This is a genomic window from Streptomyces sp. NPDC054956, from assembly GCF_053609185.1.
The window spans coordinates 1-24,453 of sequence record NZ_JBSGXB010000045.1; the positions used below are offsets into that span (position 1 = coordinate 1).

The window sequence follows — 24,453 nt, forward strand, 5'->3', positions numbered from 1 at the left end:
GAGTCGTTCCGGCAGGCCTTCGAGTACGCCCCCAGCGGCATGGCCATCGCCGAGATGGGCGGGGACCAGCACGGCCGGCTGCTGCGCACGAACGACGCCCTCTGCAGGCTGCTGGGCCGCCCCGCCTCCGGGCGCACCGCTGCCTCCCCCGCTGTCGCCGTCGCCGCGCGCCGGCGCTTCGCGGTTCCTAGGGTTGAACCATGCCCTCCAGCGAACGCGGGCCCGCGCCCGCCGCCACCCCCGCCCCCAAGGCCTACCCCGGCGAGCAGGTCACCGTCACCTACGAGATCCGGCGGTGTCTGCACGCCGCCGAGTGCGTGCGCGGGCTGCCCACCGTGTTCGACCTGGCCCAGCAGCCGTGGGTGCAGCCCGACGGGGACGATCCCGAGCGGGTCGCCGAGGTGATCCGCCGCTGTCCCTCCGGCGCCCTGCAGTACCTGCTCGCCGACGGCCCGGCCGAGGAGCCCGACCGGCCGACCAGCGTCGTACGGTCGCCCGCCGGTCAGCTCGTGCTGCGCGGGGACCTGAGCGTGGCCACCCCGGACGGAGCAGTGCGCCGGGAGACCCGGGTCATGCTTTGCGCCTGTGGAGTGAGCGGGAACCAGCCGTACTGCGACCACTCCGGACCCTGCGGACAGGCCTGATGTCCCCGCCCCTCCGTCACCCTGTGCGATCACACGGGCGGGTTCCGGCCACTCGGTGACACAACTCACTCCACCCCGTGTGCACCGCTTCCCCGAATCCGGCGTCTATCCCGTTGCCGGGCCCCACCCCATGGCCCGACAAGCGATCCGCCGCAAGGGAGCGAGCCTTGATCACTGTCATCGAGCAGGCCGTGCAGGCCCGACTGGTTGCCACCGCGCCGAAGGTCGACACCATCCCGGTCACGTTCTGCTACGACCGGTCGGATCCCTTCGCCGTCCGCATGGCCTTCCCCGCGCCCGCCACCCTGGAGGGCGTCGAGGTCTCGTGGACCTTCTCGCGCGAGCTGCTGGAAGCCGGGCTGGACCGGCCGGCCGGCTGCGGGGACGTCCGCGTGCGCCCGTACGACGCCGACCGGACCACCGTCGAGTTCCACGCCCCCGAGGGCGTCGCCATCGTGCTCATGCTGACGGCCGAACTGCACCGCTTCCTGGAACGAGCCTCGACCGTCGTGCCGCCGGGCCTGGAGCACCTGTACCTCGACATGGACCAGAGCCTGGCCGCGCTGATGCGCGACTCCTGCTGAGCCGCCCGGACACCGCTCCCTAATTCGCTTGCGGGCGGCTCCGGCCGTCCGTAGCTTCGAAGACGCCCCACCGTCGTCGAAACGGAGCAGGACATTGGACTACTGAGGTCCGAGACACCGATCACCGTCGCCTTCACCACTGTCGTCACCGTCCCCACGGTGGCCGCCGACGGTCCGGTCCGCTGTCTCACCACGTTGCACGCACCATTCACGCAACCTGGAGGCCTCCATGAGTCCTGCTCCTTCTTTCGTCACCTGCTGCGACCTGTCCTTCGACTGGCCCGACGGAACCCCCGTCTTCGACGGTTTCCAGCTGTCCCTAGGCCCCGGCCGTACCGGCCTGATCGGCGTCAACGGCTGCGGGAAGTCCACGCTCCTGAAGCTCATCACCGGTGAACTGACGCCTTCGGGCGGAGAGTTGACCGTCGCCGGCACGATCGGCCACCTCCCGCAGTCCGTCACCTTCGACACCGGCCTGCGGGTGGACGAGGCCCTCGGCGTCCACGTCGCCCGGGCCGCCCTGCTCGCCATCGAGGCGGGCGAGGCCACCGAGGCCAACTTCGCGGCCGTCGGCGACGACTGGGACGTGGAGGAGCGGGCCCTGGCCACGCTCGACCAGCTCGGTCTGGCCCGGATCGGACTGGACCGCACCGTCGGCGAACTGTCCGGCGGAGAATGCGTGCTGCTCCGGCTGGCCGCCCTGCTGCTGGCCCGGCCGGACGTCCTGCTGCTGGACGAACCGACCAACAACCTCGACCTGCGGGCCCGCCGCCGGCTGTACGCGGCGGTGGAATCCTGGCCCGGGGTGATGCTCCTGGTCAGCCACGACCGGGAGCTGCTGGAGCGGGTCGACCAGATCGCCGATCTGCGCGACGGCGAAGTGCGCTGGTACGGGGGCAACTTCACCGACTACGAGGCGCTGGTCGCGGCCGAGCAGGAGGCGGCCGAGCGGATGGTCCGGGTCGCGCAGGCCGACGTACAGCGCCAGAAGCGCGAACTGTCCGATTCACAGCTCAAGTTGGCCCGGCGCAAGCGGTACGGCCAGAAGATGAACGACACCAAGCGCGAGCCGAAGATCGTCATGGGCGCCCGCAAGCGCGCGGCCCAGGAGTCGGCCGGCAAGGACCGCGTCATGCACGCGCAGAAGCTGGCGCAGGCCAAGGAACGCCTCGACCAGGCGGCCCTGGCGGTACGGGACGACGCCGAGATCCGGATCAAGCTCCCCGCCACCCAGGTGCCGCCCGGCCGCCGCGTGCTCACGTCGAGCGGGCTGCGGCTGGTCCACGGGGGCTCGGTGCCGGGCGAGTGGGAGCTGCGCGGTCCGGAGCGGATCGCCCTGGTGGGCCGCAACGGCTCGGGCAAGACCACGCTGCTCAGGACGCTCGCCGGGGAACTGGCGGCGGAGTCGGGCGAGTCGGTGACGCACGTGCCGACGCGGTTCCTGCCGCAGCGCCTCGACGTACTGGACGACGACCGCTCGGTGGTGGAGAACGTGGCACGGTTCGCGCCGCACGCCACGGACAACCTGATCCGGGCACGCCTCGCGCACTTCCTGTTCCGGGGCGCGCGGGCGGACCGGCCGGCCGGCACCCTGTCGGGCGGCGAGCGGTTCCGGGCGGCGCTGGCGGCCCTGCTGCTGGCGGAGCCGGCTCCCCAGCTGCTCATGCTGGACGAGCCGACGAACAACCTGGACCTGGCGAGCGTGGGCCAGTTGACGGAGGCGCTCGCCTCGTACGAGGGGGCGCTCGTGGTGGCCAGCCACGACGTGCCGTTCCTGCGGTCGATCGCCGTCACGCGGTGGCTTCTGCTCGACGGCGAACTGCGCCCGACCACGGCCGAGGAGGTCCTGGAGTCCCTGTGAGCGGAGGTCCGGGCTAGCGCGGCAGCGGGAGTAAGGCCCAGGACTTCGTACCGCCCATGGGGGTGAGGACGGGGGTGAGACCCCAGTCCCCGCCGCACGCCTCGACGACCGCGGAGAGCAGCCACATCCCGCGGCTGCGCCGGCTCCGGCACTCCTCGCTCGCCTCGGGCGAGGAGTGCGCGGGGTGCTGGTCGTAGACGACGATGCGCAACGCGTCGAACTGCCAGCGGACTTTGAGCATCATCTCCTTGTCGGGCGTGAACCGATAGGCGCAGGCCACGAGTTCGGAGGCGGCGAGGGCCGCGGTGTCGCACAGGTCGGACAGCCCGTGCCGGGTGAGGAGTGACCGTACGGCGCCCCGCGCGCTGCCCGCGCAGTAGGCGCCGCCCGGCAGGCCTATGGAGTAGCTCAGCTGATCCGCCCCGGCCGGGGCCTGCCGCAACTCGTGGACCGATCGCAGGCCACGGAGAGTGCCCGTCATCGTGCTGCTCCAAGGTTCTGAATGCGTGACGTGTGGTCATACAAGACGTCGAGGTCGCCCCGTGTGAGACTTGCATTACCGACCGTAGCGCAAGGCGGTGCACAGTGCTACTACTTGTACGACGACTTGACGCTTTCTCATGTCATTTCCGGACTCGTGGGGGCATGCCGCCCGCCCCCGGCCGGAGGAGAGGGGACCCGTGCCACCGAGGAGTACGCCGACCGCGCGACAGCAGCGCCTGGGCTCCGAGCTGCGCAAACTCCGCGAGCAGTCGGGTATGACGGTCCAGCAGGCCGCGGCCCTCCTGGGGGTGGACCGCACCCGGATCCCCAACATCGAATCCGGCCGGATCGGCATCAGCGCCGAGCGTGTCCGCACCCTGGCCTTCAACTACGACTGCCCGGACACGGGGCTCGTGGACCTGCTCGCCTCCATGGCGCAGGAACGGGACAAGGGATGGTGGGAGCAGCACCGGGGGATGCTGCCGCCCGCGCTCCTGGACATCTGCGAACTGGAGCACCACTCCATCGAGTTGCACACCGCGGTGACCACGCACATACCGGGACTGCTGCAGACCGAGGCGCACGCGCGGGCCGTGTTCGACACCGCCGATCCGCCGCTGCCCGAACCCGACCTGCAGGCGCGCCTCGCCCTGCGGATGCACCGCCAGCAGGTGTTCGCGCGCGAGGCGCCCCCGCTGTACGAGGCGGTCGTCCACGAGGCGGCGCTGCGGATGCAGTTCGGCGGGCCCAAGGTGGCGCGGGCGCAGCTCGAGCACGTACTGGAGCAGTCCGAGCGGGCCCGTACGACGGTGCGCGTGATTCCGTTCACCGCCGGCGGCTTCCCCGGCGCCGGCCAGTCCTTCACGTACGCCGCCGCCACGATCGCCGAACTGGACACCGTCCAGCTGGACAGTTCGCACGGCTCGATGTTGCTGGATTCGCAGATGAAGCTGCTCCGCTACCGCGGGCTGCTGGAGCGGCTGCGCTCACTGGCGCTGCCGGCCACCGAGTCCCGCGATTTCGTCCACGCCATCGCGCGGAGCCTCTGACCCGCCGGCCGGCCGACCGACCACCTGACCGGATCCGATGAGGAGACGAGAGAACGACATGGGCACCACGACCGCACCCGCCACCACGATCGCCGCCGCGCAGGCGGCCACGGACATCGCCTGGGACGAGGCCTTCTGCAGCGAGGGCGCGAACTGTTTCCGCTTCGGGCGCGACACCGAGGGGATGGCGTACATCGGGACCACGGGGTCGACCACGTACGTGACCGACTCGATCGACGCCCTCCGCGCGCTGATCTCAGCCGTCAAGGCGGGAGCCGCGGACCACCTGCTGGCGTGACTTTATCGCTCCGATACCGCGCCGGACCCCCTTCAAACTGCATAGATAACCGGATGTAACCGGACAGATGCCCGGGTGGGGCTTGGCTGGTCTTGATGTCGCGCTTAACCTACGACTCCGTAGGCTACGGAACCGTAGGTAATTCGCTTTGCACTCAGGAGTACCCGTGACGATCACCTCTCCCCACCTCGGCAGCTCGGAGGCGTGGACCGACGCCAAGCTGCTGTTCGCGCTGGAAGAGGTGGTCGAGCAGGAACTCAACCGCCATCTGAAGGTCACCAAGGACTGGATGCCCCACGAGTACGTCCCGTGGAGCGACGGCCGCAACTTCCCCGGCTTCTTCGAGGACGGCGAGGCCTGGGACCCGCAGCAGTCGAAGGTCACCGAGATCGGCAAGATCGCGCTCGTCGTGAACCTGCTGACCGAGGACAACCTCCCCAGCTACCACCACGAGATCGCGACGCTTTTCGGCCGCAACGGCGCCTGGGGCACCTGGGTGCACCGCTGGACCGCCGAGGAGGGCCGCCACGGCATCGTGATGCGCGACTACCTGCTGGCCTCGCGCGCCGTGGACCCGGACAAGCTGGAAGCATTCCGGATGCAGCACATGTCGGAGGGCTTCGAGTCCGACAACCGCCACTCGATGCTGCACTCCGTGGCGTACGTGGCCTTCCAGGAGCTCGCGACCCGCATCTCGCACCGCAACACCGGCCACCAGTCCGGTGACCCGGTCTGCGACCGCATGCTGGCCCGCATCGCGCAGGACGAGAACCTGCACATGATCTTCTACCGCAACCTGCTGGGCGCGGCCTTCGAGATCGCCCCGGACCTCACCATGCAGGCCGTACGGGACGTCGTGGTCAACTTCCGGATGCCCGGACACGGCATGCCCGGCTTCGAGCGGATGGCCGCGCAGATGGCGATCGGCGGGGTCTACAACCTGCGGATCCACCACGACGACGTGCTGAGCCCCGTGATCCGCTTCCTGAAGATCATGGAGATCGACGGTCTCGGCCCCGAGGGCCGGCAGGCCCAGGAGGAGCTCGGGCTCTTCATGAACGGCCTGGACTCCGAGGCCCGCAAGTTCGACGAGCGCCTGGCCGCCCGCGCGGCGCGCATCGCGGCCCGCAAGGCCTGACCGGTTTCCGCTCCCTCGGGCGGGTGACGACGATTGCCCTGGCAGAGCCCCGCTCTGCCAGGGTTTCGCGTCATGACGTCGCTCGAGGTCGAGATCGACCAGCTGACCCGCCTCACCCACGCCCTGGACACCTCCCTGGCCGCCCTGCGGGAGGCCCGGCGCGAGCTGGACCACGTACGGGCCGACCAGCTGGGCACGGCGGACCTCGACGCGGCGTGCGACGGCTTCCAGGAAAGATGGGGCCACGGCACCAAGGAGCTCGCCGGGCGGATCAAGACGGTGCGCGAGGGCGTGCGCCGCAGCGCGGCCGAGTACGCGGAGCTCGACGAGGCCATCCGCGCGGCCTTCCGGCAGGCGGCGCACCCCCGTGGCTGACTCCCCCGCCCTCGGCTTCGACCCGGCCCCCGGCGATCCGGCGACCGCCCTGGCCCTGGGCAAGAGGCTCGGCTCCTCGGCGAACTCCCTCGCGGAGACCGCCCGCGTCATCGACGCCCTGGTCGCCCACAGCCCGGCCTGGCAGGGCGAGGCCGCGACCGCCTTCCGCGCCTCGCTGTCGCGGGAGCTGCCCCGCCTCCTGCACGCGGCCCACACCTCGCTGGCCGAGGCCGCCCGCGGGCTGACCGGCTGGCACGACACCCTGGTCGCCCACCGGACCCTCGCCTCCGACTACGAGGCCCGGGCCGCCGCGGCCACCACCGATGAAGCCCTGGCCGACGTACGCCGCCTCGCCCGCGAGCTGGCCTCGGAGCACTCGGCGGCGGCCCGCAGGGTGGCAGGCACCCTGAGCTCGACGGCGCAGCGGCTGGCGCCGAAGGAGCCGGGGATGCTGGAATCCCTCTGGAACAAGATCACCGACGATCCGGGGGACGCGCTCTCGAACGCGGCCGCGGTCCTGGGGGCCGTCGGCGCGGGACTCGCCGTCTTCTGCCCGCCGGCCGGCATGGCGGTCATGCTGGTCGCGGGCGGGCTGTCACTGGCGGCCCTGACCACGCACCTCGCCGACCCCAAGTTCCGCAAACCGCTGGCGGACGGCTTCACCCGGGGCAAGTTCGACGCCGCCTTCTGGAAGAACGGCGTGACCCTGCTCGGCGACGGCCTGGGCTCCGTCCCGGGCGTGGCCGCCGTCGCCTCGGGCGCGAAGGCCGGCACCCTCGCGGCCCGCGCGGCCATGGCCGTACCCGAGGCGAGCGGCCTCGCGGGCCTCTCCCCGGGTGCGGGCGCCTTCGCCCGCACCACGTGGAGCACGGCGGACGAACTGCGGAAGGTGGAGAGCCCCCTCACCGCCTGGGCACTGCGGTCCTCGACGCCGGAGGCCCGCGAGCAGGTGGGCGTGGCCGTGGCGGCGACGGGAGCGGTGACGGCCGCGGTCGGCTACGTCACCGACGACGAGACGGCCGAGAAGGGTGCCACGGCGGTGGACGGCACCCGCGCCGTCCTGGACGACGCGCCCTCCACCGTCGCGAGGTCGGCCCGCTTCTGGTCGGTGGTGCGGTGATGACCGGCGCCCTTCCCCCCGTCTGGTTCCGGCTCCCCCCGGGGTTCCACGACATCGGCCGGGCCGACCGGGCCGCGCTGAACGAGGTCGCCGAAGCCCTGGGCGTCCCGGAGGCCGGACGGCAGCTCGCACGGCTGATGGACGGCCTCGACGCGCTCGCCGGGCACCACGTGGTCCACACCTCGATCGGCCTGCACCCCGACGAACCCGAGGGCCTGTCGGCCTCGTTGTTCTCGCTGGCCGTCCTGCGGGCCGGGCACCCGAACCCCCGGGTGAGCGTGGCCCGCGCGGCCCTGGCCGTCGCCGGCTCCGCCCTGTGGAGCGGCTCGACGCGGCGGTTCGTCGACCTGGCCTCGGAGCTTCCGTGCGCGCTCGTCGCCGGGGTGATCTCCGTACCCGGGGTCGAGCGGGGTCTGTTCCAGGCCCGGGCCGTCACGGTGCATCCGGAGGGGCGGCACGTCCTCGTCCTCGACCTGACCAGTGCGGCGACCGGTCACGCCGAGGCGTACACGACGATCCTGGAGGCGGTCACCCACACGATCGCCTTCCAGGATCCGAGCCCGGGCCCCCGTCCGCCGGGCGCGGCCGGGACCTCGCGCGTGCTGGAGCTGCTGTGACTCCCGCCGTCCGTGGCCGGTGCGGGGGCAGGGTCGGTGGGCAGGGGTCAGGGGCGGCGGTTGCGCAGGGCCTGCCGCTCGGCTTCCGACATCCCGCCCCAGACACCGAAGCGCTCGTCGTTCGCCAGGGCGTACTCCAGGCAGGCCTTCCGGCCCTCGCAGGCACCGCACAGCCGCTTCGCGTCGCGCAACGAGGAGCCGGGCTCCGGGAAGAAGAAGCCCGGGCCCGTCTGGGCGCAGAGGGCGAGCTCGTACCAGGCGGCGGTCCCGGTGGCGGTGGCGGTAGCGGTGGTGTTCATCGACATGCCCCAGAGCCTCTCGGGCGGCGATGGACGTCCGATCAACGCCTGATCAACAACCGCTCGATTCCTGCCCGCCCGACAGAGTGAACGACCGTACGTTCGATGAGTTCGGTACGATGGGGGCATGGCAGACGGACGCGTGGAGCGCGGCAACCAGACGCGGCGGACGGTCCTGGAACGGACGATGGGCATCGCCTCGGTGGACGGCCTCGAAGGCCTGTCCCTGGGGAAGATCGCCACGGACCTCGGGCTGAGCAAGAGCGGCGTGTTCGCCCTCTTCGGCTCCAAGGAGGAGCTGCAGCTCGCCACCGTGCAGGCCGCCCGGACCGTCTTCGTCGACGAGGTCGTGCGGCCCGTGCGCGACGAGCCGGCCGGCCTCGCCAAGGTGTGGCGGCTGTGCGAGAGCTGGCTCGGCTACTCCGGGCGCCGGGTCTTCCCCGGCGGCTGCTTCTTCTACTCCGTCGCCGCCGAGTTCGACTCGCGCCCCGGGCCCGTCCACGACGAGGTCGCAAGGATCCGCGGCGAGTGGACGCGCTATCTGGAGCGGCTGCTGGACGAGGCCCGGCTGGCGGGCGGGTTCCGCGAGCCGGCCGACCGGGCGGACGTGGAGCAGCTCGCCTTCGAGATCATCGCGATGATGGAGCTGGCCAACGCGCAGTCCGTGCTGCACGGGAACACCGTGGACTACGAGCGGGCCGCCCGGGGCATCCTGGCCCGGCTGCGCGCGGCGACGGCCGCCCCGGAGGAACTCCCGGAGCGGCCGCCCGCCGTCGATTTCGAGGCCGCCGCGTTCTCGTCGGCGGACGCCCCGGCCGTCAGACTGCCGGGCTAGGCCCGGCCGCCGGGCCGCATCGTGCAGCCCGCGACCGCCGAGCCCAGCGCGGTGAGTGCGGTGAGCAGGAAGACCCCGCGCCAGTGGTCCCCCGTGCCGGTCCCGGCCCCGGTGAGCAGGGCGGCCGTGGCGGCGACACCGAGTGCGCCGCCCAACTGCCGGGCCGTCATGAGCAGTCCGGTGCCCGCCGCGAAGCGCTGCGGCGGCAGGCCGGCCGAAGCCACGGTGGAGAGCGCCGTCACCACGACTCCGATGCCGAGACCGCCGAGCAGCCCGGCCGGCAGGAAGATCTGGGCGTACGAGGTCGAGTCCCCGGCCCAGCCCCACAGCAGCAGGGCGTTGGCCGCGAAGAGCAGCGATCCCACGGTGACGGCCGCCCATTGGAGCCGGGCGGGGACCCTGCGGCCGACGACGAGCGCGCCGGCCATGGCGAGTACCGCGCCCGGTGTGACGCCGAACCCGGCTTGCAGGACCGAGTAGTTCCAGCGGTCGATGAGGTAGGACGGCCCGGTCAGCAGCCACGCGTACATGGCTCCGCCGAAGAGCAGGGCTCCGATGTTGGCCCGGGCGAAGAGCCGGTCGCGCCACAGGTCCCGGTCGACGGCCGGGGCGGGATGACTGCGCGAGCGGTGCAGCGCCAGGACCCCGGACAGGGCGCCGCAGATGACGAGGACCAGCACCTTCGGGTCGGTCCAGCCCCATTCCGAGCCCTGGGAGAGCCCGGCCACCACGGCTCCGATGCCGGCCGCGAGGGCGACCGTACCGACGGGGTCGGGGAGCCGGCGGCCGGTGCGCGGCTCCCGGGGGATCACGCGGGCGGCGGCGAAGCAGACCGCGAGGCCGAGGGGGACGTTGACGAGGAAGATCGCACGCCAGTCCCACCACTCGACGAGCAGCCCGCCGACGCTCGGGCCGATGGCGGCGGCCAGACCGCCCGCCGCCGACCATGCGCCGAGGGCCGCGGCCCGCCGGGCGGGCGGGGTGTGGGCGAGTACGAGGCCCAGCGCGGCCGGGATCATCCCCGCGGCGGCGGCCCCCTGGAGCGCGCGGGCCACGATCAGCAGACCGGCGGTGGGGGCCGCGCTGGCGGCGAGCGAGGTGAGGGTGAAGGCGAAGGCCGAGCCGAGGAAGAGGGTGCGCCGGCCCAGGGTGTCCGCGAGCCGGCCGGCCGCGGTGAGCAGGGCGGCGAACAGTACGGCGTAGGCGCTGACCACCCAGGTCAGCCGGGCCGGCGACACCTCGGGGAAGGCCCGGCGCAGGTCGGGGAAGGCGACGTTGACGACGGTGGCGTCGAGGAAGGCGAGGAAGGTGACGGCACTGGCGAGCCCGAGCACCTGCCCGGCCCCGGGCGCCGGCACGGCGGCGGCCGGGGCGGGGACGGAGCCGGCTTCGGACCGGGTGGCGGTCATCGCCCGGCCGCCGAAACCCCGGCGGGCGCCGCGGCGGGGGCACCGGCCCGGGCACGGCTCCCGGCCCGGGCGTCGGCGACGGCTTCGGCCCCGGCGTCGGCGACGGCTTCGGCCCCGGCGTCGGCGCGGGCCCCCGCCCCCGCCCCCGCGAGGAACTCGCCCGCGGTCGCGATGATTTCGGGGTCTCCGAGGATCCGGCGGTGGCCGAGCCCGCTGGTCTCGATCAGGCGGGCCCGCTCCCCGTAGGCCGCGGCGATGCCGCGGGACTGGGAGGGGGCCGAGGTGTCATCGTCGGCGTCGTGGACGAGCAGGATGTCCGCGGGGACCTCCTCGGGGTGGTGGCAGACGTCGAAGCGCGGCCAGACATCGGGCTCGTCCGGGAAGAGCCGGCGCTGGACATGGCGCCGCAGGGCGTCCTCGACCGCTTGGTTCACCCCCGCGTTGGCGCGGAACCGCTCGGCGAGGAAGTCGAAGTCGGCGATGGCGCCGATGCCGACGATCCGGTCGGCCCGGATGCCGTCCCGCAGGGCGAAGAAGGTGGACACGACGCCGAACGAGTGGGCCAGGACGCCGGAGAAGTCCCCGTACTGCGCGTGCAGCCGGCGGATGATCTCGCGCTGCCGCAGGATCGTGGTGGCCCGGCCGCCGGACTCGCCGTGGCCGGGGGCGTCGAAGGAGACGACCGTCCGCCCCTGGGCGCGCAGCGCCTCGACGAAGCCGGCGAACCGCGAGGCACGCGATGTCCAGCCGTGCACGATCAGGACGGGCCGGCCGCCGTCGCCCCAGCGGTAGGTGGTGACGGGTATCCCGTCCACGACGAGCCGGCCGGTCACGGCCCCGGCCATGACCTCCGCTTCCCCCGCCCGCACCTTGGGCCGCCCGAGCGGCCGCACGAACAGCGCGAACGCCACCCGCCCGACGGGGCCCGGGGCGACCCGGGCGGTGATGTTGAGGGTCGTGCTCAGGAGTGAAGCCATGGGATGCATGCCCGGTTCTCCGGATCTCCTCAGAGTGGCCAGATGAATGGCGAAGTCAGGATGATGAAGAGATATTAGCACGATCGTTCGTGTTCTTTTGAGAGAGGATCGCGCCCCGGGTGCGGCGGGCGGCCCGCAGGAGCCCCTCGTCCAGCCGCATCTCACCGTCCGGGGTGGAGTCGTTGACGGGGATGCGCGTGCGGCGTTCGATCAGCGCCGTCACGGACGGCAGCGCGGGCAGGGCCTCGGGGCCCATTCGGGCGAGCCCATCGAGGTAGTGCTCCCCGATCGCGTAGTCGTCGAGGTACGGGGTCATGAGGCCGAGGATCCGGGGCAGGGCCGGCGGTCCCGCGTGCCGGAGCCAGAGCGGGGCGCACAGCGCCTGCATGCGGCCCGGCCGGGCGAAGGTCAGGTTGTACAGCTGCGCGGCCTGCCGGAAGGTCAGCGGCCCCTCGTCCAGCAGGGCGCCGAAGACCTCCGGGGCGTCGCGGAGCCGGCCGATCCCCACGGGCTTGGCCGCCAGGAGCTCGGCGGCGGACCCCGCGTCGTACGACCGGGTGCCGGCGTGCCTCGGCGCGCGGGCCCTCGGGTACGGGGGGAACCCGATCTCCGCCAGCAGACCGCCGTGTTCGCGCATCGCCCGCTCCGAGATCGACGCCGTGGTGAGGGCGTCGGCCACGGCCGGGCTGATCTCGCGGCCGCGGTGGCGCACGAGCAGGGGCAGCAGCTCGACCGGCGCCGCCCGCCAGGCGTGACAGGCCGCGCGGGCGAGTTGGGCCCCGATGTCCCGGGTCGCGGGGGCGGTCAGGAGCCGGGCCGCCGTTTCGTACGCGTGCCGCTCTCGGTCCGGCGCGGACAGCACTCGCCCCCACCGCTCACCCGCGTCCGCGAGATGGATCGCCGCTTCCCGGGCGTCGGCGAGCAGTGCCGCGTCGAGCTCCGGACGGCACTCGGGAGCAGCCGTCCTCAGCGTCGCCAGGTGGGCGAGGAAGCGTACGGACGCGAGGGGGTCGTCGCGCAGGTGGGCCACGTCGTCGCGGAGGCAGTCGGCGATGACGGTGCGCACCGCCGGGTCGGTGAGGTGGCCCAGCACGGCGAGGGCGAGGTCGCCTCGGCCGGCCCGTACGAGGAGCTGCGCGGCCAGGAGTCGTACCGGCTCGTGGGGGTCGCCGAGCCGGAGCAGTGCGGCATCGGCCGCCTCGGGCCAGGGCCCGCCCCCATGAGCCAGGCTCAGGAGGAGGTCGAAGGCCTCGACGCGGACGGCGGAGTCGGCCGAGCGGGCGAGCCCGAGCAGGCGGACGGCCTCGGGCGAGGAGCGGTCGGCTCGCACGGCGTTCAGCAGGGCGATGCGCGAGGGGTGGGCGGGCGTGTTGGCGTCGCCAGAGGCGACCGCCTCGTCCAGCCACTTCACGGTGCGGGGCGGTGGCCGCCCTTCCGTACGCGGGATTCGGTCATGCGGCCGATCATGCCACGGCCGGCGCCGGCGCCCCCGGCCATTTCCGGCGACGCACGCCGTACGGGCATCCCCGGGCGCCCCGACAACGCGGCGCGGCGCGGCGCGGTACCGGGCGGCGCGCGTCGCGGGCCCGGCAAGATCCGGAAGAGACGGCCTAGTCCTCGTGCTTGGCGCGGCTCGGCTGGACCCGCTTCGGCTCCCCCGGCATCTTCGGGTAGTCCGGGGGGTACGGCATGTCGCCGAGGCCGTGGTCGTGCTCGTGGCGGTCCGCCAGCTCCAGGGCGGCGTCCAGGGCGAAGGCGTGCTCGTCCATGTCCGCGTGCAGATCGCCCAGTTCCGCGAAGCGCGCCGGCATCGTCACGATGTCGAAGTCGCGCGGCTCCGCCGAGTCCAGCTCGTCCCAGCGCAGCGGTGCGGAGACCGGGGCGTGCGGGCGCGGCCGGATGGAGTAGGCCGAGGCGATCGTGCGGTCGCGCGCCGTCTGGTTGTAGTCGACGAAGATCCGCTCGCCGCGCTCCTCCTTCCACCAGGCGGTGGTGACCTTCCCCGGCATGCGTCGCTCCAGGTCCCGGCCGATGGCGATGGCGCACCTGCGGACCTCCGTGAAGGTCCAGCGGGGTGCGATCGGCACGAACACGTGCAGTCCGCGCCCGCCCGAGGTCTTGGGCCAGCCGCGCAGGCCCAGATCCTCCAGCAGCTCGCGCAGTTCGTGGGCGACCACGACCGCGTGGTGGTAGTCGGTGCCCGGCTGCGGGTCCAGGTCGATGCGCAGTTCGTCGGGGCGGTCGGTGTCGTCCCGGCGCACCGGCCAGGGGTGGAAGGTGAGGCAGCCCAGATTGGCGGCCCACAGGACGGCGGCCGGCTCGGTCGGGCAGATCTCGTCGGCGGTACGGCCGCTCGGGAAGGCGATGTGGGCGGTGGGAATCCAGTCGGGCAGGTTCTTCGGGGCCCGTTTCTGGAAGAAGGACTCGCCCTCCACCCCGTCCGGGAACCGCTCCAGGGTGGTGGGACGGTTGCGCAGGGCCCGGGTGATCCCGTCCGCGACGGCCAGGTAGTAGGCGGCCACGTCCCCCTTGGTGAGGCCGCGTTCCGGGAAGTACACCTTGTCGGGGCTGGACAGCCTGACCGTCCGGCCGCCCGCCTCCAGCTCGATCGCCTTGCCCGCAGCACCCATGTGCGCCACGGTAGGCGGGCCCGGCCGGGCCCGCACACCGAGCACGTCCGGGCGTACCACCGCAGAATCGGAGACATGGATCTGCCGGTGATGCCACCTGTGAAGCCGATGCTCGCCAAGTCCGTCTCGAAGATCCCGCCGGGCATGCAGTACGAGGCCAAGTGGGACGGCTTCCGCGCGATCGTCCACCGCGACGGGGCCGAGATCGAGATCGGCAGCCGTACGGGCAAGAGCCTGACCAGGTACTTCCCCGAGCTGGTGACCGCGCTCAAGGCCAATCTGCCGGAGCGCTGTGTGGTCGACGGCGAGATCGTCCTCATCCATGGCGCGCGTCTGGACTTCGACCGGCTCAGCGAGCGGATCCACCCCGCTGCCTCCCGCGTGAAGATGCTCGCCGAGACGACCCCGGCCGGCTTCGTCGCCTTCGATCTGCTCGCGCTCGGCGACGAGTCCCTCCTGGAACGGCCGCTCTCCGAACGCCGCTCCGCGCTGACCCGTGTCCTGTCCACTGCCCGGCCCCCCGTCCACCTCGCGCCCGCGACCACCGACCCCGCGCTCGCGCAGGAGTGGTTCGAGCGGTTCGAGGGCGCCGGACTCGACGGGGTCGTCGCCAAACCCCTCGATCTCCCCTACCGGCCGGACGCCCGCCTCATGTTCAAGATCAAGCACGAGCGTACGGCCGACGTCGTCATCGCGGGTTTCCGTTTCCACAAGAGCGGTCCGATTGTCGGATCGCTGCTCCTGGGGCTGTACGACGCCGCCGGCACCCTCCAGCACGTGGGCGTCTGCGCCGCCTTCCCGATGAAGCGCCGGGCCGAACTGGTGGAGGAACTCGAACTCCTCCGGATGCCCGACCCGGAGGGCCACCCGTGGGCCGCCTGGGCCGAGGAGGCCGCCCACGAGAGCGCCCGGCTCCCCGGCGCGCAGAGCCGCTGGACGGGGAAGAAGGACCTCTCCTGGGTGCCCCTGCGCCCCGAGTGGGTCTGCGAAGTCGCGTACGACCACATGGAGGGCGACCGGTTCCGGCACACCGCGCAGTTCCGTCGCATGCGGCCCGACCGGGCACCGGAGAGCTGTACGTACGCCCAGCTGGAGGAGGTGGCGAGCTACGACCTGGACGAAGTCCTCGGCTTGAAGGACACGTAGACACGCCCGGTTTCCCGTTCTCTCAACCGTGATCCCTTGACCCTGGTGACTCTGGCTCGGGAGCATCGAACGCGGCACTTCCACCGCGCGGGAGAGGGGAACCGGAAGCCATGAAGGTGACCAAGCTGATCAGCACCTGTGACCTCAAGGACTGCCCGACGATCTACGCGACCGACAGGGGCACGTTCCTCGTCCAGGGTGAGACGCCCACCGACCACGGACTCGAGATTCCCGATCACGAAACCCTCGTCGAGATCCCCGTCGAGCTGATCAAGAAGGCCATTGCCGATGGCCTCATCCAGCACCCTCGCCGAACTCTTCGAGCGGTTCCAGCACGAGGCGTTCCGCCTGGAGACCTTCGACGACTACAGCGACTCGGGGAACGTCGATGCCTACCGAGCCTTCCAGGCTGGTCAGGAGCAGCCGGAGGGCTACAACGCCGGATGGATCGAAGAACTCCGGGGCCTCGCCCACGAGGGTAAGCGGGTGTACCGCGTGCACGTCCTCAAGCGGCCCCTCACGGAGTACCTCCGCTTCGAACTGGGCTGGGGCTACCGGACGAACATGACCGGCGGCGAGGAGTTCTTCATCCTCGACGTGACGGACGCACCGAACCCTCTGGAAGCCGCCCCGGACTTCTGGCTCTTCGACTCCAAGGACACGGCCGTCATGCGGTACGACGACGCCGGGGGGGGACCTCGGGGCCGCGCTACGGGCACTGCGGGAGGCATCCGGCTGCCCCCCGCAGGCATCTGAGGGACCGTCATTTCGAGTGTCGGACGACAGGGTGTACGCGGCCTCACGCGAACCCGTCTCTTCGCAATCGAAGATCGGGGCAACACTCCGCGACCACCCCCCAAGATCTGCGCCAGAACCGAGAAGTGGCATCCGGCGGACGTGGGTCAAGTGGCTCAATGAATGTGCATCTATGGCCAATTGACGCCCATGGCGCCATGCTAAAGATCACAATCGCTTCGTGGCCATGACATCTTTCCGATCTCCCCCATAGGGTCTCTGGCGACACCAACACACCCATGGGGGAAACATGAACAAGTTGCGTGCGATCCTCACGACCCTGGCGGTCTCCGTCGGCCTGCTCATCCTGTCGCCCGCGGCGCCGGCCCAGGCCGCTGCGATGGCCTCGGGCTCTTCCCTGTGCAGCGGAAGCCTGGTCGCCTATCAGCAGATGGGCACCTATCACAAGGTTGAGGTCTACTGGAACAGCTCGACCCAGAAGAACTGTGCCGTCCTGCTTACGAGCTACGGGACGAAGCACCCGATGAACGTCTCCATCCAGCGCTGCACCGAGACCAACCCCGCGAAGTACTGCACGCCCGACCTCGCTTCGGGTGCGTACTCCGAGAACTCTGGCAACTTCGGTGAGTACGCCGGGCCTGTCGTCGTGTACACGGGGAACAAGTGCATCCGCGTCTTCGCGTACGCCTCGATCGGCAGCAGCAGCTGGGGTGCCGACTCGGCCAGCCTGCGAGGCGGCAACCAGGCCGCTTTCTGCTGATCGCCGCACAACTCGAATGGGAGGGCCGGCCTGTCCGGCCCTCCTTTCCCTTTCTGCCCGTCCAGGGCCCGGAAACACGGCCCTGGAGGACGCCCTGCTCGCCGTACGCGAGCAGTTCGACGCCTGATACGGCCGACGAGGCCCGGTCCGAAAACCTCGACGTTCGATTGCGAGGGGACGGTTCGCGTGAGGCCGCGTACGCCTTTCCGTCTGACCGTCGGAAGTGACGCCCTCTCAGGTGGGCTTGATCCGCTTTGACGGACACGGTTGGTGTGTTGGTCAGGCCGCGAGGGCGGTCTCGTATTCGGCGGGGCCCCGGTAGCCGAGGCTGCTGTGGAGCCGGCGCAAGTTGTACCAGCTCTCGATCCACTCGAATATCGCGGTGCGTGCGGCAGCCCGGCTGGGCCAGGGGCGGCTGTCGCCCAGTCGTTCTTGAGGGTGGAGAAGAACGATTCTGCGAGGGCGTAGCCCCCACACTGGCCAGTACGTCCGACCGACAGGCGAACACTGAACTCTCCTGCAAGGGCGGCGAGTTCACGGCTGGTGTATTGGCGGCCGCGGTCGGAGTGAAAGATCACCGACCTGGCCGGGCGGCGGGTGCGGCAGGCCGCGGTGAGGGCGTCGGCGACGAGCTCGGTTCGCAGGTGGTCGGCCGTCGCCCAGCCGACAACGCGGCGGGAGGCGATGTCGATGACGGCGGCGAGGTAGAGCCAGCCTTCCTCGGTGGCGATGCAGGAGACGTCCCCGCACCACCGGGTGTCGAGGGCTGCCGGGTCGGGCTGGAAGTTGCGAAGGACCAGGTCAGGGCGGGTGGCAGCGTGCGGGTCGGGGATAGTGGTGCGGTGCCGGCGCCTTCGGGTGCGGCCGGTGAGTCCGGCCTGCCGCATTAGCCGTGCGATCCGGCGGAGGCCGCATCCGGTGCCTTCGCGCTGCAGGGGCGGCGTGGACGCGCGGGGCACCGTAGGTGCCGCGGGACCGCTGGTGGACGGCTGTGATCTGCTCGGTCAGCTCGGTGTCCCGCATGGCCCGGGGGCCAGGGTGTCGCGTTTCTCCCGCCGCAGTGCGCCAGTTCGTCACGTTCACTGCTGGTCAGGCCGTCCCGTTCGCCGGCGTCGACCTGCTTCACGCAGCTCCGCACCGCTGTCTCGGTCAGCTCGAAATCCCCGGCGACCTGGCCAATCGAGCGATCGCCCCGACTGGCGCCCCGTTGTAGCCGGTGGCGGCTACACGCTTGTCCGGCCTGACGAGGACGGCCCCGATGCGGGGCCGGACGCAGCCCCCTCGGGCTGACACCACCTCAGCGATGCCTGCGAAGTACGGATCCCAATCGGGTCGTTGACCGTGGTTGATGCTCTGTACCCCTTCTGAGCCGGCTGTTTTCGGATGAGGCAGGCAGTGAGTGCAGCTCTCAGTCCCGGCAACGCGCAGAGACGAGAGGCCCGCCGTGCAGTACCGCAGCACCTGAGTTTCGGAGTTCATTTCCCCGATCTCAACGCATACTCCACGAACGACCACGTTCAAGGGGGCACGGCCTAGCGGGCGCCGTGTTTGACAGGGAACACACCTGTCTTCGTTGAGGTCGGCTCTCCCCTAGCGGGGGTGTCGCCCATCGAGGACGCACGCCATATACCGCTGAGAGGACGATGTGAACCCCACCACCGCGTTTGAGCTGATCCTCAACAACCCCACGACGCCCGCCGTGATCGGAATCGTGCTGCTCTTCGCCCTGCTGATCCTGGCGAGGCTCTACATGTTCCGCGTCGCCATGCGGGGCGCGAAGCCCGCCGACCGGCCCGCGATCATGCGCGCATACAAGAGCATGTGGCAGATGCGGAAGCCCCGCCAGTACTGAGCGCTGGCTCGAAGAAGCGGACGAGGCGGCCGCAGGCCTGCTCGCCCTTGATGACGCGCTTGCCGTTGTCGAGGGCGGGGCGGAAGCCCCGCGGTGGGACTTTGGTCCTGCGGCGTCCCAGGCTTGAAGGACACGTAGGCACGCCGGCGCCGAGTAGGTCTTGCGATGTACGGGAGCCCTTCGGAGGGGCTTCGTCGTGACCGCCGGGCACCATGATCGTTTGGTCGGGCATGAACGAAACCATGAAGCGTGTGCTCGTAGCGGTCGCCCTCGCAGGTGCCGCGCTGACCACGACCGGCGCGGCCCAGGCCGCCGAACCCCGTGAGCAGCTCTCCAGCTACCTGACTGCGCCGGGCGACGGCGTGTGGAGCGGGGAGGACCACGACTTCGTGCAGGCCGAGTGATCCAGGCCGCCGACCCTGCGAAACCCCGGGGCTACCCTCATGTTGGTAACCCCGGGCCAACCCGGACGGCCGGGGCGGGCCGTCAGCCCGTCGTGAGCTTCTCCCACTGGGCTCGGCTCGGGCCCGCGTCGTTCGGGACATAGTCGGGGCGGTCCGCGAGCCAGCGAGTCACCCGCGCCCTGATCTCCGGATCGGCGTAGGCGCGCTCCGGGGAGTCGGCCAGGTGCCGGACCCTGGCTCGCGTCCGCATCACCTCCGGGTCCTCCAGGGCGCACTCGAACAGGGCCGCCGCGTCGCGGGCCGCCGCCGAACGCCCGGCCCGGGTCGCGAACCGCTCCCCGATGGCCTCGTCCGCGACGACCTGGAAGTCGAACCAGGGCTTGAGGGTGCGGACCGCCCAGGCGTGGTACTCGGCGGCGAACCGCACCGAGCCGGGGTCCTGGTGGGCCGTACGGGCCACCCTGCTCGCGGCCCACAGCGCCAGTGAAATGCCCTGCCCCAGCGTCGGGTTGGTGTGCGTGACGGCGTCGCCGACGGGTACGAACCCGCTGACCACCGGCCCGCGCTCGTCGACGAGCGCGCTCCAGCGGTTGTCCAGGCCCGCCGTGGCCAGCACCTCCGACAGCGGCTCGACGTCCAGGGCCAGCCAGGCCGCGCCCGGCGGGAAGGAGCGCGCGGCGGCCTCGAAGACGGCGGGGTCCCGCAGTGCGGAACGCGTGGGGTCCTCCGTGTGCACGAACAGGGCCACGGCGAACACCCGGTTGTCGGCGGGGAAGACCGCGCAGCCTGCGAAGGCCCCGCCGGACACCGCCCAGGGCCGCCGCGGGCCCTCCGCCCGCCCCTCGGGCAGCCGGTACCAGCGGCAGAAGTAGGCCAGTCCGGTACGGTGCCGCTCCACGACTCCGGGCCGGCAGCCGGCGGCCGCCAGCCACCGTTCGGCGCCGCCGCGCCGGCCGCCCGCGTCCACGACGAGGTCCCCCGCGTACGCTCCCTCCTCCGTCGTCACACCCGTCACCCGTACCGTCTCGGCCCCCGCCGCTCCCGCCGCTCCCCCGGATCCCCCTCCGGTCCCGCCGCCCCCGGCCGTCGTCAGACCCGTCACCGGTTCCCCGTACCGTGCGACCACCCCGGGCTCGGCGCGCAGCGCCGTGGCCAATGCGCTCTCCAGCACGATGCGCCGGGCCTGGAGCATCACCAGGTCCTCGTCGCCGGGTCGCGCGGGGGGACGTTCGTCGAACCAGTCCAGCTCGTTCCGCTCGCGCGCTCCGAGACGGAGCATCTCCGCGTGGACGTCCGGCAGTTCGTCGCGCAGCAGGTTGCGCGCGGCGCCGAGCAGCGCGTGCGGATGGCCCGCCTGCGGCACGGCGGGGCGGCGCCAGCCGAAGAAGTCCCGGTCGAGTGCGGTACCGGGGGCCCTGGTGTCACGCTCGAAGAGCTCGGCGGTGTGTCCGTGGCGCGCCGCGAGCAGCGCGGTTGCCACCCCTCCGATGCCCCCGCCGATAACCAGCACATGTGCCATTGCGCCCCCCTGAGCGATGAACGTACGACGATCAGACCGCCGGAAGCCTGCGCGGGTGGAGCCTGACCGAAACCCGCACGGTTGTCCGATACGAAGAACCCCGCCCGCGCCGGCCCGGTTTGACAAACGACGCCGCCGACCGGCAAATGGAGCCGCCGGGCCGGGTCGCACCGATCCGTGCCCGAGCCCCGACCCCGGCCCACGCCCACTCCGCCACCGAAGGACTCCCATGAGTACGGAACCCGCCGATCGACCCGAGCGGGTCGTGCGCACCGTCCCCCGCCCCCACGCCGTCGTCGGTGTCGGCCTGGTCGTGGCCGGCCCCGACGGCCGGGTGCTGCTCGGCCAGGCCCACGACGGGCGCTGGGAGTTGCCCGGCGGGAAGGTCGATCCCGGGGAGGGGTTCGAGCAGGCCGCCGCCCGCGAGCTGGCCGAGGAGACGGGTCTGCGGGCCGACCCCGAGGGGATCCGTGTCCTGTCCGTCCAGATCGACGCCTCCTCGGGCGTGACACGGCTGACGGCCGCGGCCGTCACCACCACCGCCGAGGGAACCCCGTCGGTCACCGAGCCCCACAAGATCGCCCGCTGGTCCTGGTTCGCCCCGGACGAACTCCCGTCGGCCCTCTTCCCCTTGTCCGCGGCGGTGCTGCGCGTCTGGCGCCCCGAACTCGCCGCGACCCTGCCGGACACCCCCTCGTACGACTACCCGACCACGAAGCCGACGCCCTGATCCCACCGACCGCCGACCGCCGTCCGCCAGCCGCCAGCCGCCAGCCGCCGACCACCTACCCCGCGGCCGCCGCCGTCACCACCGTGATCGCGACCATCGCCATCTGCATGTCACGGATCGCGGCACGGATGCTCTCCGCCGCCCACTGCCCCTCCGCTATCTCCGCCATGCGCGCGGAGATCTCCTTGCGCGGGCGCCCCGGGAACGCCAGCCCGTGCAACTTGGCCGAATGCACCAGGGCGATGAGTCCCGCCGTGCGCTCGTCCGGCTCGGCGCCCCCGATGACGGCGGACGCGAGCCGCTCGCGCAGCGCCCGCTCGATCGTGCCGTCGGCTTCCGGGTAGCGGCGCACCGGGAAGACCCCGAGGGCCTTGTGCTGCTCCTCCACCACCACGCCGCGCGCGCTCAGCCGCGCCACCGCCGCGCCGATGGCCCTGGCCTGGTCCTTCGTCAGCCAGTCCGTCACGCGGCGCTTGCTCCGGCCGCGCATCCAGGTCTGCATCAACTGGATCCGGCCGTCGAGCAGTTCCTCGCCGGTGGACGAGGTGTCCACCAGTTCCAGGTACTTGCCGGACACCAGAACCCGTTCGGCCACGACCAGTTCGAGCAGGATGGCACCGGCCACGGCCCAGCCCACCGACTGCCGCTGCTTGACCGCCCCGGACTCGTCGTCCAGTGACAGCAGCGTGATCTCCTCCGCCAGCGTGATCGTCATGCCCGGCTCCCCCGTAGATCGTCCGCCTTCTCCCGGTCAGACGACCCCACCCGCCCGGAAGTTCCCCCGCGTTCGCGTTCCCGTTGCCTTTTGGCCCGTTCCCGCCCCTACCCCGGCCCCTACCCCGGCCCCTGCCCCTGCCCCCGGACCTACCCCCGCCCCGCCATCGCCCGCGGCGCGAAGTTGCCCTCTCCCAGGTCCTCCGCGAGCAGCCGCTTGGCGATCGCGTCCGCCGCGGCCCGCAGCTCCGCGCTGCGCGGGCGGCCGCGGTCCTTCTCCAGCTGGTCGCCCAGCCACTGGGCCCACGCGCCCGAGATGACGGCCGCTTCCCGCTCCCCCGCCGGGGTATGCGCGTAGAAACCGTTCTGCCGCGTGAGGTAGCCCTCCTCCACCATCCGTTCGAAGACCGGCAGCAGCACCTCCGGGGGCAGGTGCCGGCGCGTCGCGATGAATCCGAGGCTGGCGTGGCCGACCGTGCGGGTCATCAGGTCCACCTGCATCACTGCCCACGCGCCCGCCATGTCCAGCCGCGTGTCCGAGGCGTCGACGATCCCGCGCGCGGTCTCCGGCCCCATGCTCCGCACCAGCTTGCCGACCGCCAGCTCCAGCAGCTTCGCGGAGTCGCCGGAGGCGGTGGCGGGCGAGCCGAACCCGTCGCCCATGTCCGTGGAACCGGCGCGGGCGCTGTCGCGCAGCTTGACCTGCTTGAGGAACAGCGCGACGACGAACCCGACGACCGCCACCGGCACGGTCCACAGGAACACGGTGTGCAGAGTGTCCGCGTACGCGTCGATGACCGGGCCGGCCGCCGCCGGATCGAGCCCGTGCACGCCCTGCGGGCTCTGCGCCGCCGTGCCCAGCTGCTGCGGATCCTGTCCGGTGGCGCGCGCGGCCTGCTCGACGCCCGAGGTCAGGGCGGGCTTCAGGGTGTTGGCGTAGATCGTGCCGAAGACGGCGGTCCCGAAGGAGCTGCCGAGCGTACGGAAGAAGGTGACGCCCGAGGTAGCGGTGCCGAGGTCGGCGTAGTCGACGGTGTTCTGCACGGCGATCGTCAGCACCTGCATGCACAGGCCGATGCCGACGCCGAGGACGAACATGTACAGCGATTCCAGCCAGGCGCCCGACTGCGGGCCCATCCGCGAGAGCAGGTAGAGCCCGAGGCCCATCACGGCGCAGCCGACGATCGGGAAGATCCGGTACTGCCCGGTCTTGCTCGTGACGTTGCCGCTGAAGACCGAGGCGATCAGCAGGCCGATGACCAGCGGCAGCGTCCGTACGCCCGAGACCGTGGCCGAATCCCCGTCCACGTACTGCAAATACGTGGGCAGGAAGGTCATGGCGCCGAGCATCGCGAAGCCGACGACGAAGCTGAGGACGGAGCAGACCGCGAAGACGGGGTTGCGGAACAGCCGCATCGGCAGCATCGGCTGTGCGGCCCGCGTCTCCGCCACGCAGAACAGCGCCAGCGACGCGGCGCCGCCGGCGAAGAGCGCGATGATGAACGCCGAGCCCCAGGCGTACTCGTTGCCGCCGAGGCTCGTGGCCAGGATCAGGGCGCTCGCACCGATCGCGACCAGGGCGATGCCCAGGTAGTCGATGACCGGCTTCCCGGCGGCCCGCACGGAGGGGATCGTCCGAGCGGCGGCCGCCACGACCAGGATCGCGATGGGGACGTTGACGTAGAACGCCCAGCGCCAGCTCAGGTGGTCGGTGAAGAGTCCGCCGAGCAGCGGCCCGATCACCGTCGCGACACCGAAGACGGCGCCGATCGCGCCCTGGTACTTGCCTCGTTCGCGCAGCGGCACCACGTCGGCGATGAGCGCCATCGAGGTGACCATCAGCCCGCCGGCGCCGATGCCCTGGATGCCCCGCCACACGATGAGCAGGGTCATGTTGCTCGCGAGACCGCACAGGAACGAGCCGGTGATGAAGACGACGGCGGAGACCTGGAAGACCAGCTTCCGGCCGAAGAGGTCGCCGAACTTGCCCACGAGCACCGTCGCGACCGTCTCCGCGAGCAGGTACGAGGTCACCACCCACGACATGTGGTCCGCGCCGCCGAGGTCCGCCACGATCGTCGGCAGCGCCGTTCCCACGATCGTCTGGTCCAGTGCGGCCAGCAGCACGCCGAGCATGATCGTGCCGAAGACGACGTTGCGCCTGCGCCGGTCGAGCACGGGGGGTGCCGCGGCGGATAGGGCGGGGGCTGCACCTTCGGCTGTGGTCACATCTCGCACTCTCACAGCGCCCCC

General features: G+C 71.8%; 25 protein-coding genes and 3 pseudogenes. 18 read left to right on the top strand and 10 right to left on the bottom strand.

From position 1 onward, the window contains the following. The 4 genes and pseudogenes from ACWGDE_RS11060 to ACWGDE_RS11075 form a co-directional block, all read left to right on the top strand. Positions 1–129, top strand: a pseudogene (locus ACWGDE_RS11060) (PAS domain-containing protein); the annotation flags it as partial. 71 nt (positions 130–200) lie between these two features. After that, entirely contained in the window at positions 201–644 is a 444-nt protein-coding gene (locus tag ACWGDE_RS11065) for a (4Fe-4S)-binding protein (RefSeq protein ID WP_453388677.1), read from the top strand. 167 nt (positions 645–811) lie between these two features. Further along, positions 812–1,228 carry an SsgA family sporulation/cell division regulator gene (locus ACWGDE_RS11070; protein ID WP_453388678.1) on the top strand — a complete coding sequence of 139 codons (417 nt, stop codon included), beginning with the start codon at positions 812–814 and terminating at the stop codon, positions 1,226–1,228. A gap of 229 nt (positions 1,229–1,457) precedes the next feature. Beyond that, complete coding sequence (locus tag ACWGDE_RS11075; RefSeq protein WP_453388679.1) at positions 1,458–3,089, top strand: ABC-F family ATP-binding cassette domain-containing protein; 1,632 nt, start codon at positions 1,458–1,460, stop codon at positions 3,087–3,089. Positions 3,090–3,102: 13 nt separating this feature from the next. Here ACWGDE_RS11075 and ACWGDE_RS11080 read toward each other — a convergent pair whose 3' ends face one another. Continuing rightward, positions 3,103–3,570, bottom strand: a complete 468-nt coding sequence (locus tag ACWGDE_RS11080) for an ATP-binding protein (protein ID WP_453388680.1) — start codon at positions 3,568–3,570, stop codon at positions 3,103–3,105. 199 nt (positions 3,571–3,769) lie between these two features. Between ACWGDE_RS11080 and ACWGDE_RS11085 the strand changes: the two genes are divergently transcribed. From ACWGDE_RS11085 to ACWGDE_RS11110, 6 genes are all read left to right on the top strand, one after another. Further along, positions 3,770–4,621, top strand: a complete 852-nt coding sequence (locus ACWGDE_RS11085) for a helix-turn-helix domain-containing protein (protein ID WP_453388681.1) — start codon at positions 3,770–3,772, stop codon at positions 4,619–4,621. 58 nt (positions 4,622–4,679) lie between these two features. Continuing rightward, positions 4,680–4,919, top strand: a complete 240-nt coding sequence (locus ACWGDE_RS11090) for a hypothetical protein (protein ID WP_453388682.1) — start codon at positions 4,680–4,682, stop codon at positions 4,917–4,919. Positions 4,920–5,085: 166 nt separating this feature from the next. Continuing rightward, on the top strand, positions 5,086–6,057 hold the full coding sequence (locus ACWGDE_RS11095; RefSeq protein WP_453388683.1) for an acyl-ACP desaturase: 972 nt from the start codon (positions 5,086–5,088) through the stop codon (positions 6,055–6,057). 72 nt (positions 6,058–6,129) lie between these two features. Continuing rightward, a complete protein-coding gene (locus ACWGDE_RS11100) occupies positions 6,130–6,432 on the top strand; it encodes a hypothetical protein (RefSeq protein ID WP_453388684.1) in 303 nt (100 codons plus the stop codon). After that, positions 6,425–7,552 carry a hypothetical protein gene (locus ACWGDE_RS11105; RefSeq protein ID WP_453388685.1) on the top strand — a complete coding sequence of 376 codons (1,128 nt, stop codon included), beginning with the start codon at positions 6,425–6,427 and terminating at the stop codon, positions 7,550–7,552. The genes ACWGDE_RS11100 and ACWGDE_RS11105 overlap by 8 nt, the downstream gene beginning before the upstream one ends. Beyond that, positions 7,552–8,169, top strand: coding sequence for a hypothetical protein (locus ACWGDE_RS11110; protein ID WP_453388686.1), 618 nt, complete (start codon positions 7,552–7,554; stop codon positions 8,167–8,169). Before ACWGDE_RS11105 ends, ACWGDE_RS11110 begins: the two co-directional genes overlap by 1 nt. 47 nt (positions 8,170–8,216) lie before the next feature. Here the strand turns inward: ACWGDE_RS11110 and ACWGDE_RS11115 are convergent, their stop codons facing one another. Continuing rightward, a complete protein-coding gene (locus ACWGDE_RS11115) occupies positions 8,217–8,474 on the bottom strand; it encodes a WhiB family transcriptional regulator (RefSeq protein WP_453388687.1) in 258 nt (85 codons plus the stop codon). Positions 8,475–8,595: 121 nt separating this feature from the next. Between ACWGDE_RS11115 and ACWGDE_RS11120 the strand changes: the two genes are divergently transcribed. Beyond that, a complete protein-coding gene (locus tag ACWGDE_RS11120; RefSeq protein WP_453388688.1) occupies positions 8,596–9,303 on the top strand; it encodes a TetR/AcrR family transcriptional regulator in 708 nt (235 codons plus the stop codon). Here the strand turns inward: ACWGDE_RS11120 and ACWGDE_RS11125 are convergent. The 4 genes from ACWGDE_RS11125 to ligD all read right to left on the bottom strand — a co-directional run bounded on the left by ACWGDE_RS11125 (position 9,300) and on the right by ligD (position 14,319). After that, positions 9,300–10,712: a DHA2 family efflux MFS transporter permease subunit gene (locus tag ACWGDE_RS11125; protein ID WP_453388689.1), complete on the bottom strand. Its 1,413-nt coding sequence runs from the start codon at positions 10,710–10,712 to the stop codon at positions 9,300–9,302. The genes ACWGDE_RS11120 and ACWGDE_RS11125 overlap by 4 nt on opposite strands. Beyond that, positions 10,709–11,689, bottom strand: coding sequence for an alpha/beta fold hydrolase (locus ACWGDE_RS11130; protein ID WP_453388690.1), 981 nt, complete (start codon positions 11,687–11,689; stop codon positions 10,709–10,711). The genes ACWGDE_RS11125 and ACWGDE_RS11130 overlap by 4 nt, the downstream gene beginning before the upstream one ends. A gap of 55 nt (positions 11,690–11,744) precedes the next feature. Next, positions 11,745–13,100: a hypothetical protein gene (locus ACWGDE_RS11135; RefSeq protein WP_453388691.1), complete on the bottom strand. Its 1,356-nt coding sequence runs from the start codon at positions 13,098–13,100 to the stop codon at positions 11,745–11,747. Between the two features lie 199 nt (positions 13,101–13,299). Further along, positions 13,300–14,319 carry a non-homologous end-joining DNA ligase gene (ligD, locus tag ACWGDE_RS11140; protein WP_453388692.1) on the bottom strand — a complete coding sequence of 340 codons (1,020 nt, stop codon included), beginning with the start codon at positions 14,317–14,319 and terminating at the stop codon, positions 13,300–13,302. Between the two features lie 75 nt (positions 14,320–14,394). On the opposite strand from ligD, the gene ACWGDE_RS11145 reads away from it, so the two are divergent. From ACWGDE_RS11145 to ACWGDE_RS11160, 4 genes and pseudogenes are all read left to right on the top strand, one after another. Next, on the top strand, positions 14,395–15,465 hold the full coding sequence (locus tag ACWGDE_RS11145) for an ATP-dependent DNA ligase (RefSeq protein WP_453388693.1): 1,071 nt from the start codon (positions 14,395–14,397) through the stop codon (positions 15,463–15,465). 110 nt (positions 15,466–15,575) lie between these two features. Next, positions 15,576–15,764, top strand: a pseudogene (locus tag ACWGDE_RS11150) (hypothetical protein); the annotation flags it as partial. After that, positions 15,754–16,221, top strand: a complete 468-nt coding sequence (locus ACWGDE_RS11155; RefSeq protein ID WP_453388694.1) for a DUF6879 family protein — start codon at positions 15,754–15,756, stop codon at positions 16,219–16,221. The pseudogene ACWGDE_RS11150 and the gene ACWGDE_RS11155, both read left to right, overlap by 11 nt. Positions 16,222–16,510: 289 nt before the next feature. Continuing rightward, positions 16,511–16,981 carry a hypothetical protein gene (locus ACWGDE_RS11160; RefSeq protein ID WP_453388708.1) on the top strand — a complete coding sequence of 157 codons (471 nt, stop codon included), beginning with the start codon at positions 16,511–16,513 and terminating at the stop codon, positions 16,979–16,981. A 431-nt stretch (positions 16,982–17,412) separates the two neighbouring features. Here the strand turns inward: ACWGDE_RS11160 and ACWGDE_RS11165 are convergent. Next, positions 17,413–17,940: pseudogene (locus ACWGDE_RS11165) on the bottom strand (IS3 family transposase); the annotation flags it as partial. 686 nt (positions 17,941–18,626) lie between these two features. On the opposite strand from ACWGDE_RS11165, the gene ACWGDE_RS11170 reads away from it, so the two are divergent. Both ACWGDE_RS11170 and ACWGDE_RS11175 read left to right on the top strand, forming a co-directional pair. Beyond that, positions 18,627–18,833, top strand: a complete 207-nt coding sequence (locus ACWGDE_RS11170; protein WP_453388695.1) for a hypothetical protein — start codon at positions 18,627–18,629, stop codon at positions 18,831–18,833. A 230-nt stretch (positions 18,834–19,063) separates the two neighbouring features. Then, entirely contained in the window at positions 19,064–19,237 is a 174-nt protein-coding gene (locus ACWGDE_RS11175) for a hypothetical protein (protein WP_453388696.1), read from the top strand. Positions 19,238–19,319: 82 nt separating this feature from the next. Here ACWGDE_RS11175 and ACWGDE_RS11180 read toward each other — a convergent pair whose 3' ends face one another. Beyond that, complete coding sequence (locus ACWGDE_RS11180) at positions 19,320–20,756, bottom strand: NAD(P)/FAD-dependent oxidoreductase (protein ID WP_453388697.1); 1,437 nt, start codon at positions 20,754–20,756, stop codon at positions 19,320–19,322. Positions 20,757–20,985: 229 nt separating this feature from the next. Between ACWGDE_RS11180 and ACWGDE_RS11185 the strand changes: the two genes are divergently transcribed. Continuing rightward, positions 20,986–21,486 (top strand): nucleotide triphosphate diphosphatase NUDT15, encoded by a 501-nt coding sequence (locus ACWGDE_RS11185; protein ID WP_453388698.1) that lies wholly within the window; start codon positions 20,986–20,988, stop codon positions 21,484–21,486. A gap of 55 nt (positions 21,487–21,541) precedes the next feature. On the opposite strand, the gene ACWGDE_RS11190 is transcribed toward ACWGDE_RS11185, so the two are convergent. Further along, positions 21,542–22,201, bottom strand: coding sequence for a GOLPH3/VPS74 family protein (locus ACWGDE_RS11190; RefSeq protein ID WP_453388699.1), 660 nt, complete (start codon positions 22,199–22,201; stop codon positions 21,542–21,544). Positions 22,202–22,350: 149 nt separating this feature from the next. Next, a complete protein-coding gene (locus tag ACWGDE_RS11195; RefSeq protein ID WP_453388700.1) occupies positions 22,351–24,429 on the bottom strand; it encodes an MDR family MFS transporter in 2,079 nt (692 codons plus the stop codon). Positions 24,430–24,453 lie beyond the last annotated feature (24 nt).

Excerpts from the sequence above, each read along its gene's own strand:
- ligD (WP_453388692.1), bottom strand. The coding sequence starts at position 14,319 with ATGGGTGCTGCGGGCAAGGCGATCGAGCTGGAGGCGGGCGGCCGGACG.
- ACWGDE_RS11180 (WP_453388697.1), bottom strand. The coding sequence starts at position 20,756 with ATGGCACATGTGCTGGTTATCGGCGGGGGCATCGGAGGGGTGGCAACC.
- ACWGDE_RS11145 (WP_453388693.1), top strand. The coding sequence starts at position 14,395 with ATGGATCTGCCGGTGATGCCACCTGTGAAGCCGATGCTCGCCAAGTCC.
- ACWGDE_RS11100 (WP_453388684.1), top strand. The coding sequence starts at position 6,130 with ATGACGTCGCTCGAGGTCGAGATCGACCAGCTGACCCGCCTCACCCAC.
- ACWGDE_RS11190 (WP_453388699.1), bottom strand. The coding sequence starts at position 22,201 with ATGACGATCACGCTGGCGGAGGAGATCACGCTGCTGTCACTGGACGAC.
- ACWGDE_RS11080 (WP_453388680.1), bottom strand. The coding sequence starts at position 3,570 with ATGACGGGCACTCTCCGTGGCCTGCGATCGGTCCACGAGTTGCGGCAG.
- ACWGDE_RS11110 (WP_453388686.1), top strand. The coding sequence starts at position 7,552 with ATGACCGGCGCCCTTCCCCCCGTCTGGTTCCGGCTCCCCCCGGGGTTC.
- ACWGDE_RS11075 (WP_453388679.1), top strand. The coding sequence starts at position 1,458 with ATGAGTCCTGCTCCTTCTTTCGTCACCTGCTGCGACCTGTCCTTCGAC.
- ACWGDE_RS11065 (WP_453388677.1), top strand. The coding sequence starts at position 201 with ATGCCCTCCAGCGAACGCGGGCCCGCGCCCGCCGCCACCCCCGCCCCC.
- ACWGDE_RS11125 (WP_453388689.1), bottom strand. The coding sequence starts at position 10,712 with ATGACCGCCACCCGGTCCGAAGCCGGCTCCGTCCCCGCCCCGGCCGCC.
- ACWGDE_RS11185 (WP_453388698.1), top strand. The coding sequence starts at position 20,986 with ATGAGTACGGAACCCGCCGATCGACCCGAGCGGGTCGTGCGCACCGTC.
- ACWGDE_RS11130 (WP_453388690.1), bottom strand. The coding sequence starts at position 11,689 with ATGGCTTCACTCCTGAGCACGACCCTCAACATCACCGCCCGGGTCGCC.
- ACWGDE_RS11155 (WP_453388694.1), top strand. The coding sequence starts at position 15,754 with ATGGCCTCATCCAGCACCCTCGCCGAACTCTTCGAGCGGTTCCAGCAC.
- ACWGDE_RS11090 (WP_453388682.1), top strand. The coding sequence starts at position 4,680 with ATGGGCACCACGACCGCACCCGCCACCACGATCGCCGCCGCGCAGGCG.
- ACWGDE_RS11120 (WP_453388688.1), top strand. The coding sequence starts at position 8,596 with ATGGCAGACGGACGCGTGGAGCGCGGCAACCAGACGCGGCGGACGGTC.
- ACWGDE_RS11115 (WP_453388687.1), bottom strand. The coding sequence starts at position 8,474 with ATGTCGATGAACACCACCGCTACCGCCACCGCCACCGGGACCGCCGCC.
- ACWGDE_RS11160 (WP_453388708.1), top strand. The coding sequence starts at position 16,511 with ATGAACAAGTTGCGTGCGATCCTCACGACCCTGGCGGTCTCCGTCGGC.
- ACWGDE_RS11175 (WP_453388696.1), top strand. The coding sequence starts at position 19,064 with ATGAACGAAACCATGAAGCGTGTGCTCGTAGCGGTCGCCCTCGCAGGT.